General features: G+C 64.1%; 6 protein-coding genes and 1 tRNA gene. 1 reads left to right on the top strand and 6 read right to left on the bottom strand.

Features of this window, described 5'->3' with window-relative positions:
* Nucleotide 1: 1 nt before the first annotated feature.
* The 6 genes from QZ648_RS04935 to QZ648_RS04910 form a co-directional block, all read right to left on the bottom strand.
* Entirely contained in the window at nt 2-1,351 is a 1,350-nt protein-coding gene (locus tag QZ648_RS04935; protein ID WP_291996281.1) for an AAA family ATPase, read from the bottom strand.
* On the bottom strand, nt 1,351-1,773 hold the full coding sequence (locus QZ648_RS04930) for a hypothetical protein (protein ID WP_291996280.1): 423 nt from the start codon (nt 1,771-1,773) through the stop codon (nt 1,351-1,353). The genes QZ648_RS04935 and QZ648_RS04930 overlap by 1 nt, the downstream gene beginning before the upstream one ends.
* Before the next feature lie 29 nt (nt 1,774-1,802).
* Nucleotides 1,803-5,420, bottom strand: a complete 3,618-nt coding sequence (gene pglX, locus QZ648_RS04925) for a BREX-2 system adenine-specific DNA-methyltransferase PglX (protein WP_291996279.1) — start codon at nt 5,418-5,420, stop codon at nt 1,803-1,805.
* 33 nt (nt 5,421-5,453) lie between these two features.
* Nucleotides 5,454-9,722, bottom strand: a complete 4,269-nt coding sequence (gene pglW / locus QZ648_RS04920) for a BREX system serine/threonine kinase PglW (protein WP_291996278.1) — start codon at nt 9,720-9,722, stop codon at nt 5,454-5,456.
* Nucleotides 9,723-9,968, bottom strand: coding sequence for a helix-turn-helix transcriptional regulator (locus tag QZ648_RS04915; protein WP_291996277.1), 246 nt, complete (start codon nt 9,966-9,968; stop codon nt 9,723-9,725).
* 621 nt (nt 9,969-10,589) lie between these two features.
* Nucleotides 10,590-10,674: transfer RNA gene (locus QZ648_RS04910), tRNA-Leu, on the bottom strand.
* A 334-nt stretch (nt 10,675-11,008) separates the two neighbouring features.
* On the opposite strand from QZ648_RS04910, the gene QZ648_RS04905 reads away from it, so the two are divergent.
* Nucleotides 11,009-11,908: a recombination-associated protein RdgC gene (locus tag QZ648_RS04905; protein WP_169067948.1), complete on the top strand. Its 900-nt coding sequence runs from the start codon at nt 11,009-11,011 to the stop codon at nt 11,906-11,908.
* Nucleotides 11,909-12,167: the final 259 nt, after the last annotated feature.

Genomic DNA, 12,167 nt, shown 5'->3' with positions numbered 1-12,167 from the left:
CTCAGCCTCCCGATACTGCAGAAATCACTTCTTGAAAAAAGGGACCGAAGGCCAGCTCGATATCCGTGTTGTCCGCGCCCCCATCTTCAACTCGAAGCAGCGGGTCGAACTCCTGCAACCTGGGGCTCCATCGCACGCGCCATGGAAAGTGCGGTGCAGCCTGGTCATTCATGTCGAACGTAAACGCATCGGTGGGGGTTGTGTCGCCCGGCTCGATCTGGTCATAGAGATGGTCAGCAAACAGGTCGTACGACTGCTGCACAAATCGTGCGGCTCTCGCCGCCTGATCGGTCTCAGGGAACAACGCCTGAACGATGGCAAGTCGCGATCGGATGTGCCGCAGGACTTCCGGCCGGTGTTGCCAGTGGGCGAAAAGCTGCCGGTAGCCTTGCCAGTTTTGCGGAGAGTTGGTGGCGAAAAGCAGTGCCACCGTTGCCAGGCCAGCGATGGATACCGCCGCCACATCATGAAGGCCAGCACGGCTGTCAATCAGCACAACATCCGGTTTTTCCTGGGCCTCGAGAGCCTCCACAACGCGCTGCATGCGTTGCGCGAATCGCTGCACACCACCACCGGGATTGGGCACATCGGCATAGACACGCGCAAGTTTTGCCAAATAGGCGGTCTCGCCGTTGCCCATCGCGGCAGCAACCCGAATAGACCCCGTCGACTGCTCTGCGAGCGGGCTGTCCGAGACAAGGTCAAACAAGACGTCATCAGCTTGACCGACGGCATCCTCGACAAACCAGTCCACTAGTCCAAAAGGCGCCACTCGCTCTTCCGGGAGCAACAACCCAGACAGGCCGGGCGATTCGAGGTCAAAGTCAATCAGTAAAACCCGCTTGCCGTCGCGCGCCAGGCGATATGCCAGCATGGCCAGCGCAGTCGATCGACCAACGCCCCCTTTGAGGCCGTAGAACACGATTCGCGGCGGATGCGCTACTCCTGATTCGCTCGCTTCGGTGCGCAGCCAGTCCTGGCCAGTGACCTGCCTGTCAAGCAAGGGCACTGGAATCTCCGGGGCCAGGCCGCCCACCTCCTCTTCGTCCTCAACATTGCCTACCACAAGGGTCTGATGCCAGTCAGGATGCGAGAACAAAGCGTCGGCATCCGAGAAGTCGTCGCGAAATAGAACCCGCTCCGAGGTTGCAAACGCCCCAAGTTGAGCAGTGCGAGACTCGAGTTGCAGGCGGGCAGGCTCCGGGTAATCTGCGCGCTCGGCATTGACGGCGAACCGGAGTCGGCCGTAGACATCTCGCACCAGACCGACGGGCCACTGCACAGGCAGCCCGGCATCGGTTGCCGCCAGCGCCGCAATACGCAAGGCGTCGTTGAATCTAACGATTTTCATCACAGCACTCCATCTGCAGTAGCTTGATCCAGCATGGCATCGACCTCCCGGGCCGCCAGTTCCCAAGCTGACAAGGATGCCAGAGGCAGCGCCGACTCCCGCCAGTATCGGTGATCGACGTGCCAATCTTGCAGCGCAGCGAGACTCGGCATCCGTGCCTGGAAGCTACCCAAGAGTCGGCCATCAGGCAGTGTCGCGATGGCCGAGATCAGCGTTGCCAGTTTCGGCAGGTGCTCACGGAACCCGCTCGCCTTCAGGATGTTTCCGTCCTGGTCAACTGACGCGCCAGACGCGACAAGCAAGGCCTTGAGACCGCACTCGACCGAAAATCCCAATAGCTGTCCAGCATTCGGTGCACTCTCGGCGTGCATCAGCACCGACGCGTCAGCAAGATGACGACGTGCAGCCGCTTTGTAGTCCACGGGCCTTTGCGCTGCCGGTGTAGCAAAACTCATTGCTTGGCCTTTCTCCGTCCTCGTCTGGCAGCGGTAGCCGCCGGCTTCCAGGCGTGAAGGTTATCGAGCGTGAATTGCAGCGCTCGCGCCTCGTCGGTGACGAAGCTCTCGTAGTAGTCGCCCATGCGTGCGCCGAAATCGGGGTTCATGTCGTTGTGCCACTGTTTGAGCCAGGGGACCAGTTCGAGCAGGCCGGCGAGCAAGGGTTGCAGGCGTTCGCGGCTCCAGCCCTCGTTTTCCTTCATGTCGATGAAGTACGTCGCCAGGGCGGTGGCCTGCTGCAGATGGTCCCAGCCGGCCCAGGCGATGACCAGGCTGCCGTCGGCACCGCGTTCACAGCCGGGGTAGCTGATCCAGCGCTCTTTGGGGACGTCCAGGCCGCCGCGCAGGCGCCAGAAGTCGGTCTTCAGGAAGTCCCTGCTCTGGTACTTGGGCGGCACCGGGATCTTGCCGACGTTCTCGCCAGCGTCCTCGCGGCGCTGCAGGGCCCAGGTGTCTTCCCACTGGGCACGTTTGCGCAGGCCGGTGTCGGTGTAACGCAGCACAGGTAGGAAGGGCACTGACTCGGCGGCGACGAGTTTAGCGACGAGCTGGTTCAGATCGAAATCGGCATGGCCGGCGTACAGCGCGGCGAGCTGCATGAACTCGGCATCGCGCCCGGCGGCGTCGGCGAGCCGGCTGGTGGACAGCAGCTGCGGAGTGGCGTCGCTGCCGCTGCCGTCCAGGCGCGGCCAATAGCGAGGAGACTCCAGGCGGGCCAGCAGCCAGTCGCGCAGCGCGGCCTGCTCCAGCGAATCCCACGCCGGCGTGTTCCAGCGGCGTTTGTACTCCGGGCGCTCGATCAGGCCGATGTTGCGGTCGCTTTCGATCAGCTCGATGCGCCGCTGCACGACCTGGCGGTAATCCTCGGGCCAGCGGGCCGGGATCTCGGTGACGGGTATCGAGCCGTGGCGCTCGAACCAGGTCGTGGTCTCGGTGCCGGCGGCTAGGCGGCGGGCGAGCACGATCTCGAAGGCACGTTCGCCGTGCGCGACCTCGGGCGCCGCTAGGTCCTGGTAGGTCGAGGGGTCGCCGCCGGCTGGCAGCAAGCCGTAGATGTGGTAGCAATGCCAGTCAAGCTCCTCCTGCCACGTGATCGCGTGGCGACGCAGCTCGGCGGCACGGTCACGCATCTCGTCAAGGGCTTGGCGCCTCGGAAGAGGCTGCGAACCTTCAGCGGCGAGGTAGAAGCGGGCGGCCGGTAGGCAGTCATTGATATCGCGAGCAAGCCTGTCTAGTCGACGACCAACCTCCAACGGACGTGAAGTTGGCAACGGCAGTTCTGCAACCTTTCCCGAATCGTGCTCGTACCGATCCGCCCATGGTTGTTCCCCCATACCCTTGTTAAAGCACACCTGCTTCAACCAGAAGCACGCTACCGACGAGTTGAGCAGCCCGAGCAGCCCCAGGTACTCGTCCTCGCTGGCTCCGGCGGGCAGCTTGATGACCGGCGCCGTCTGCTTGAAGACCTTGCCGCCGCGGTCGAGGACGAAGTGGTTGTGGGTGGCAACGAAGGGAAAGGCAATACCTAACCGAGTCTTAAAGCGCTCAGGAAAAAACATCGAGTGCTCGTACCATCGGAGACCTCGCGCTTCAATGTAGTTGCCATAGTCGCTTCGCTCCTGCAGCACGCGGCGGTATATCCAAAAGTGACGTTCTAGTGATTGGGGGAGCGTATTCAAGACGTCGCACGTCTGCAGGTCATACGGGAACAAGGCCATTGTGTCAGTTGATAGACTGAAGTCACGGATGCCTTCCCCCTCGACGAGGCCAACTGAGCAACTCGTCAACGCCGACCTACGTACCCACGCCGGCGGGACGAAGAACACGTTATCCTGACCTGTATGCGTCGTGCGACCGATTGCGCTGGTCAGAGATCCAAGCGTGATAGAAGCGTGCTCGTTCAAGAAATCGAGCACCTCGGCGGCCCCACCTCCACCGATGCTCCACGGATGCTTGGCGAAAACATCGCGCCCCGTGTCCGCCACGCTAACGAACTCGCTCTCGGACCCCACCTGGTCGATCTGACCCAGGATCGCCGACCACACCAGCCCATGCGCCGGATCGTCTGGCGTGCTCGGCTCACCCTTGATGCCCATCACCGTACGCACGCCGTCGCCCACTGGCGCCCGATGCCGGCCGAACAGGATCACCGTCGGCGTGCCGTGCCCCGGGATGTAGGCGCCCGAGGTGTCGACCACATGGCTCAGGTCCAGACGCGGCAGTACCTGCTCGATCAGCTTGCTGCCGAACTCGCGCTTCATGAATGAGTTGGTGGTGATCAGGCCGACGTAGCCGGCCGGCCGTGCATCGCGGCCAGTGACTGCCAGTTCGAAGAAGCGCTCGGTGAACGGCGCGCCCAGCGAATACTTCATATGGCAGCTGGCGTAGTGCTGGCGATAGGTCGCGTTCAGCGCTGCGTCGCGCACGACGATGTACGGCGGGTTGCCGACCACCGCGTGGTATTGCCGGCCGAGAATCTCCTGCACTTCAGCCAGGTCTTCGCTGGCGTAGGCATGCGCCAGGCCGGTATCGGCAAAATTCTCGGCGCCCTGGAACATGTCGTCCGTGGCAGTCAGTCCAAAGCGCGTGCCGTGCAGCAGGCTGTCGCCGATGGCGACATGAATCCTGAAATCCGGCGCCTCGGCGATTCGCTGCACGTCGCTGGCCTGCAGTGCGGCCAGCAGCAGGCGGAAACGCGCGATGGCGACGGCGAACGGATTCAGGTCAACGCCGGCCACCGCATCCAGCGCTTTCTGGGCCACGTCGCGACGATTGCGGCCGGGCTCCTTGCTTGCCCACTCTTCGACCAGGCGATGGAAGCCGCCCAGCAGGAAGTGCCCCGAGCCGCAGGTGGGATCGATCATGCGCACCTGGCGATAGCCGAACTCGTTGAGCGCCGGGGTGAGCGTCCGGTCGAGGATGAACTCCTCGACGAACTCGGGCGTCTGCAGCAGCGCATAACGCTTGCGCGCGGCCTCGCTCAGATCCTGGTACAGATCGCCAAGAAAGCGGGTATTCCAGCTCGGATCGGTAAAGTCGCGAATCAGCGCCCCGGAATCGGCGGCAACCTCCTGCCAGAACTGCATCACTGCCATCGCCGCATCGCCGCTGATGCCGAGGCGAAAGACCGGGTTGTGGGCGCCGTCGAAGAAAGTGTGCAGGCCCGGCAAGGCGCCGGCCTCCTGGAAACACGCGATCAGGTAGTCGCGGTCGTTCTGGTGCGGATGTTCGCGAAAGTAGGCCTCATGCCGGTCGCGCGCCAGGGCCAGCCGGCCCGACTGCGGCGTGCCGCCGATCCACGGCCGCTCCACCAGCCCGTTGCCTTCGATGAAACGCAAAAACACGCAGCTCAGCAGCCAGTGCACCCCGGCCTGGGTGATGACCTGCCCGGCCCAGGATTCGAAAGTCTCGGCCGTGCGCCCGGCGTCACGCGCCGCCTGCCACTCGGCCTGAAGCTGGATGCGCAACTCCGGCACTTCGCTGGCGGGGTTGAGCACGCGTTCGCGCAGGTCGTCTTCGAGGCGCTTGAGCAGGCGGGTCAGGTCAGCGAGCAGGATTTTGGCATCGATCATCGGAGGACTTCAATTCGTGCGCAATTTCTGCGTTCAAGCCGCGGCGGCGGCGGAGGGTGCACGATGCAGGTTCCTGGCCCAGGCGACGGGAACATTCGCCCACTGGCTGGAAGTGATGACCGGTACGGGGACATCGTCGATGGTCGGCAGGCCGGTGGCCGCCATCGGCAGCAGCATCCACAGGCTGGCGAGCTTGCCCGGCCGGCCGACTTCGTCGCGCAGGTCGGTGATCAGCGGCATCAAGTCATAACGGGCGAGCAGACCGGAATTGACCAGCAGCACCGGCGCCGTGGCTTCGAGGAGCGCCTGCTTTACCTGCGGCAGTGCCTTGTGCACCAGGCGCATCAGGCGGCTCCAGTCGCTGCTGCTGGGGGCGGGAGCGGCGGCGTCGGCCATCAGCACGACATTCCAATTGACCTTCAAGGCTGCGGCCTGCTCGCGCAGGGCCTTGAGCATGAGGGTCTCGAAGCTCACCCGCTGACGGCCGAAACGGCGCAGCAATTCGGTTTCGACAGGGTGCGCCAGCCGCGGCTCGACGGTGAGCACGAGAAGGCCACCCGCCTTTTGCGCATGGGCGAGGCGTTCTTCCAGCTTCTCTGCCTCGATGGCAGCGGCGGAGGTCTCGTTGGCGCCAGCATCCGCTGCCGGCAAGCCGCGCTCCATGGCCGTGGTGGCGCGGGAATATTGCGTGGTAGTACCCGCCGACGGACCGAGTGCTTGCGTCGAGGGCAGGTAGCCCGGACCGGCCGGGGCGTCGTCGCTCCACACCAGCAGCGCGCCGACATCGGCCAGCAGCGTGTCGAGGAGTGGGCGGCGCGGCAGCGGCTGTGCTTCCGGGTAACGGCCGGCGACGCGATCCTGCACGTCCTTCGGCTTGAGAAAACGCACCCCCATCAGCGCACCGAGCGACTGGCGCAAGGCCAGAGAAGCGGCCATGCCGCGCGGATAGATTTCCTGCCGGCTGGACAGCGCCGCGCGCAGCGCTGCGGCGGTGGCCAGGCGCAACAGGCGCTGCGCCGAAAGAGCCGGATTGGCCTCCGGCGCGGACACCGACTGCAGGGTTTCGAGGGCTCGCTGCGGGGTCAGCAAGGGTTCCGCTTGCGCACAGGCGTCCGCCGATGCGCCGAGCCGGCGGGCGTATTCGGCGAGCGCTGCGGAAACGGCGATCAGCGGCAGGGGGCGGTGTTCGAATTCCTGAAAACGCAGACGCTCCAGATGGGCTTCGGCTTCGCAACAGGCGCGAACGACGGCGGTGGCCAGACGCATCCGCTCGGCGTCGTCCTGCGAGGCGCAGCCGCGCATGGCGAGCAGCGCCGACGCCAGCTCGGGTACGGTCATCACCCCGCCCTGGGTGGAAAGCAGGCTTTCGAAGTGGTTGCGCAGTTCGGTGAGCTGCGGCGTTTTCAGCCAGCGCTCGCGCGCTTTCAGCAAGGCGGCGGAAAGCTCGTTGCGGTCGATAGCCAGCGCTTTGGCGGCAACGCCCAGCGGCGTCCATAGGGGCGATGGCGTGCATGGGGTCGAAGCTTCGGCCTCTTCCAGGCCGAGGTAGATGGCCAGTGCGGCTTCTTCGACACGATCGTCGCCGGCCGGGCGACGTGGCAGCAACTGCGCGGCCAGCTCGTTGACGCTGATGGCGCCGGCCGCGGCCGCATCGTCGTCGACCTCGTGCAGCGTTGGGCGGCCTTGCACGAGGTCCGGCCGGATGGCCGCCAGGGCTTTGGCCTTGAGGCGGATTTCCTTGCGGATGCGATCGCCGACGCCGCGCAGATAGCGGAAGCGGACGCGATCGACGGCCAGCAACTCGCGCGCGTTGTGGATGGCCATCGCTTCGAGCACGTTCTGCGCTTCGACGCTATAGCCCAGTTCGGCCATGTTGGTGCTGGCGGTGGCCAGGCGCGCGACGGCGTCGAAGGGGTCAGCCGACTGCTGGCTTGCCGACGCGCCCGCCTCGAAAATGTGGCGCCAGTCGCGCAGCATCTCTTCGGCGTTGTCGAAGCGATGCTGCGGATTGCGGTTCAGCGCCTTGGCGAAGAAGGTGGTGAAAGCGTCGCGCAACAAGGGATCGAAACGCTCGCTGGCCAGCGTCGCTTCGCAATCGAGCATCGACGGCTGTGTCTTGCCATCGCCCCAGCGCGGCAGCACACCGGTGAGCATTTCGTGCAGGGTGACGGCGAGCGCAAAGCGCTCCGCCTGCAGGTCCCAGCGCGCCGGTTTGCGCAGCGAGAGGAAGGGGTCGAGGTAGGGGTGGGTGCCGGCGGCGATGTTTTCGGCCGAGCTGCTGGTAAGCGAGAAATCGAACAGCACCAGTTGCAGCTTGCCGCGGGAGCCGGCCTGCGACATGCCGATGTTGTCGGGCTTGATGTCGCGGTGGGGGACGCCTTGCTGGTCGAGGTAGTCGACCGCCTGAATCAGCTGTTCACCGAAACGTTGCAGCAGGTCGAGCGACGGGCGGGCTTCTTCGCGGATGCCGAATGCCAAGGTCTTTTCGCCGGCCTGGTGCATCAGCAGTGCCGTCCGACCATTGACGGTAAGCGTGCGCTGCCACTCGACGATGTTCGGATGACGAAGCTTGGCGAGCGCTTCGCCCTCGGCGCCGAGACGGTCATTGAGGCTGGCATCGAGGGCGACCTTGAGGATCAGCTCTTCGCTTCTGGCGTCCTCGCGGACCAGCAGCACGTCGGCCGACGAGCCCCGGCCCATTTTGCGGATAACCGTGAAGCCGCCTTCGATGCGCTCGTCGGGTTTGGCATCGGCCGGATCGACGGTGGCCTCGGGCTCCGGGGTGGTCAGTTCATCGACGACCTTGTCGAGGTCCTGCAGGAATTCGTCGATGCTGCCGTAGCGGCCCATCACGTCGGGATGGGTGCTGTACTGGATGAGGTCCTGCAGCTGCTTGCCGCAACCGTCGAGCACGTCCGACAGGCGCAGGCCCTGGCCGATGCGCAACTTTTCGGCGAGATCGAGCACCGAGCTGGCCGGCGGCCGGCCGGAGAAGACGTGATAGCTGATCGCACCGAGGCTGAAGACGTCCAGGCTGGGGCCGTGCTGCGCCTCGGACTGCGAGGTTTCAGGAGCCAGATAGACCAGGCCGGGGTCCTCGACATACTCCTCGACGTGCATGGTGCCGCCGACGGTGCGCCGCGCCGGATCGACGCTGTCGGTGCCTTGCGTGCCCTCGCGTGTGCCCGTCTGCCAGTTCATGATGCGCGGCCGTGGCGTTGCGCCGGCGACATCCTGAACCAGGATGCTCTGCGGGCACAGGGCGCGGTGGTAGAGGCGCTTCTGGTGGGCATGCTTGAGTGTCTCGGCCAGGTCACGGACGATCTGCAGGCGCTGGTCTACGTTGAGTTGTTGGCCTCGCTGTTGCCCCCCTTCGCGCAGCAGGAAGTCGAGCCGGATTGCCCTGGGGTCGTGATCGAAGATCAGCGCCGGGCCGAGTTCAGTGTCCTGGTAGTCCTTGACCTTGACGATGCCCGGGTGATCGATGCCTTCGAGAATCTGGAACTCGCGCTGCGCCTGGCGAACCAGCGACTTGCGCGCATCGGCAGTGGCGGCAGCGGCGACCGTGTAGATGCGAATACGCCGGCGCACGGCCTCCATCGCGGTGTGCGTGCCTTCCCAGTCCTGGTAGGCGCCTCCTTCCGACAACAGCGCGCCGAGCTGGTAATCGGCCACCTTGCGATGCTTGTTCGAAGGCCTGATGCCGGCCTCTGCCATGGCCCGAGCGAGCACCCGGGCGTGTTGATGATCAACGCGGCCGAGCTGCATCGCGCGGGCACTGGCGGTTCCGTTTTGTAGCGCGTCGATGATCCCGGTATCGGACTCGCTGTCCGGCTGACCGCGGAGATAGGTGCCCGAGCGGGCCGTGCCACCGAGTTTGCAGTCAAGGCTGGTAGCCGACAGGAAGATCAGCGGCTCGACAAAGGGCAAGCGCAGCTTCGCCTTGAATACCGATGACTGCCGCCGCAACAGGCTGGCCAGTCGCTTCGCCTTGCGGTTGGCGAGGATCAGCGGGTTGTCGCAGGCCCGTTCACGACCGTCGGTGACCCACAGCCAGGTGTGCGCGTCGCCCGTGACGACGCCGGGCCGGCTCTTGATCTCGATGAGGAAGAGACCCGCCGGGGTGAGGATCAGCGCGTCAACCTCGTTGACCTTGCCCTCCTCGTCAATGAATTCAAAGTTGGTCCAGGCGTGCCAGGGTTCGCGATCGGGTAGCTGCTTGCGCAGCCAGTCCAGTGCCTCGCGCTCCCAGGCGAACTGCGACTGGGCGACGGCCTGCCAGCGACTGAGGCTCATGGGCATTCAGGTCGCTCCGGCAGTCGGCAGGTTGTCGTTTTGCGGAGGCTCGTCCGGAACGATTTCCAGCAAATCACCGAGCCCGCAGCCGAGGACCGTGCAGATTCGCTCCAGCGCGGCGAGATCGACCCGGGTCGCCCGATCGCGCGTCAAGGCGGCCACCGTGCTGCGATTGACGTGCGCCAGCCGCGCCAACTCGGTCGTTTTCAGCTGGTGGCGGCGCATCAGTTCGACGAGGTGGCAACGGACCATGAAATCTCGATTTATGGCGGGGTGCTGCGCAGAGTAGCACAGCAACCCTCAACAGCGACACCTCGCGGCCGTTCGACAAGCCGAAGTCCGGGCGAATCGCCGTGAAGGTGATCAACCACCTGGGGGACGAGGTGATGAAGCTAGTGAAGGTTTGATGTTTGCTGCCGGATGATGGCTCCGGGCATATCTAACAATGTCTATCTTGTTTTAGATAGAATCACATAGAACTTGCTAGTGGTGCCTATGCACCCGATCAAAAACCCCTCTTCCCCTGCCCCTTCTCCCGCAAGGGGAGAAGGGAGTTTCGTGAGTCGCTTGCGCGACTTTCACATTAACGGTCATGACACGTGGAGACACCCCAAATCATGAAAGTCATGACCGTTTCCCTCTTCCCCTGCCCCTTCTCCCGCAAGGGGAGAAGGGAGTTTCGTGAGTCGCTTGCGCGACTTTCACATTAACGCCATCAACTTGCGTGAGCATTGAAACATCAAAACCGTGGCGCAATTCATCCGTCAATGGTTACAGCGGGCCACGTAACCAGCCCAAAACCTGTGGATAACTGCAACTCTTACACGGGAAATTACACGGACCGCCCTGAAACCCTTGCTGCGTCTAGCCTTGTGGTGCCCAGGAAGGGAATCGAACCCCCACACCTTGCGGCGGCAGGACCTAAACCTGCTGCGTCTACCAATTTCGCCACCTGGGCACTGCCCGTCGCCAAGTCAAGCGCACGCACGACCATGCACAAAAACGCACTCCCGGCATAGCCACTTGGCAAGCACACCGGCCCGAAGCGCCGGCGCAAGTGCGGCATTCTAACCGCGACCAGCCTGTGTTGTCAGCCCCCGCGCGCAACCGAGGCCAGCGGAGCGCTGCGTGGCCTGGCTTTGCCTCTGCCGCGCAGCCGAGTTTCCTCGCCTGCTCGCCCTGGCGACCAGCGGCTGACCTACCGCGCGCGGGCAGGCGGGTAAAGTTGAGCTGGCAAGAAGCCGCCGATTCAGGCCTATAATTGCCGCCTTTTTCCGATTTCGAGTCCGCCCATGTGGTTCAAGAACCTTTATCTCTACCGCCTCCCCAAGAACTGGGCCATTGATGCCGCCGCGCTGGAAGAACAGCTTGCCCGCCTGACGCTGCAAGGGTGCAGTGCGACCGATCCACGCAGCATCGGCTGGGTAGCGCCACGCGACGGCGGCGCGCTGATCCATTCGGTCAACCAGCAATGGCTGCTGGCCCTCGGTGTCGAAGAAAAGCTGCTGCCGGCATCGATCGTCAAGCGTTTTGCCAGCGACAAGGCAAAAGCCATCGAAGAGGCCGAAGGGCGCCGCATCGGGCGCAAGGAAATGCGTGAAATCCAGGAAGAGATGACTCTCGAACTGCTGCCGCGGGCCTTTGTTCGCGGGCGCATCAGCTTCGCCTGGATTGACCGGGGCAACGGCTGGCTGGTGATCGATTCGGCGTCGCCGGCGAAAGCCGAGGAATTGCTCGAACATCTGCGCAAGTCGGTCGACGGCGTACCTGCCAAAGTACTCAAGGTCATCCAGTCGCCGTCGGCGGCGATGACCGGCTGGGTGGCCGGCGGCGAAGCGCCGGCGGGCTTCACGCTCGACCAGGATCTCGAACTGCGCTCCGCCGAAAAAGCGACCGTGCGCTACGTCAAGCACAGCCTGGAAGGCGAGGAAATCCGGCAGCATATCGAGGCCGGCAAGGTGGTCACACGTCTGGCGATGACCTGGAACGACCGCATTTCCTTCGTTCTCGACGACAACCTGCAGATCAAACGACTGGCCTTCCTCGACATCCTCAAGGAGCAGGCCGACGGCCAGGCGGACAACGAAGACGAGCGCTTCGACCTCGACTTCACCCTGATGAGCGGCGAAGTCGCGCAACTGCTTGACGATCTGCTGGCGGCCCTCGGCGGTGAGCCAGTGGCCGCAGTTTAATGTGAAAGTCGCGCAAGCGACTCACGAAACTCCCTTCTCCCCTCGCGGGAGAAGGGCCGGGGGAAGAGGGAAACGGTCATGACTTTCATGATTTGGGGTGTCTCCACGTGTCATGACCGTTAATGTGAAAGTCGCGCAAGCGACTCACGAAACTCCCTTCTCCCCTCGCGGGAGAAGGGTCAGGGGAAGAGGGAAAACGGTCATGGCTTTCATCATCAGGGGTGTCTCGACATGTCATGACCGTTAGTCAGGAAGCCAG

Source organism: Candidatus Accumulibacter sp. ACC012 (genome assembly GCF_907163155.1).
In the GTDB taxonomy this organism is placed as follows: Bacteria; Pseudomonadota; Gammaproteobacteria; order Burkholderiales; family Rhodocyclaceae; genus Accumulibacter; species Accumulibacter delftensis.
Note: the sequence above shows the minus strand (reverse complement) of the source record. Positions and strands in the feature narration are given on the sequence as shown.

Bases quoted from the DNA above. Each gene is read 5' to 3' on its own strand.
- pglW (WP_291996278.1), bottom strand. From the start codon at position 9,722: ATGCCCATGAGCCTCAGTCGCTGGCAGGCCGTCGCCCAGTCGCAGTTC.
- QZ648_RS04935 (WP_291996281.1), bottom strand. From the start codon at position 1,351: ATGAAAATCGTTAGATTCAACGACGCCTTGCGTATTGCGGCGCTGGCG.
- QZ648_RS04915 (WP_291996277.1), bottom strand. From the start codon at position 9,968: ATGGTCCGTTGCCACCTCGTCGAACTGATGCGCCGCCACCAGCTGAAA.
- QZ648_RS04905 (WP_169067948.1), top strand. From the start codon at position 11,009: ATGTGGTTCAAGAACCTTTATCTCTACCGCCTCCCCAAGAACTGGGCC.
- pglX (WP_291996279.1), bottom strand. From the start codon at position 5,420: ATGATCGATGCCAAAATCCTGCTCGCTGACCTGACCCGCCTGCTCAAG.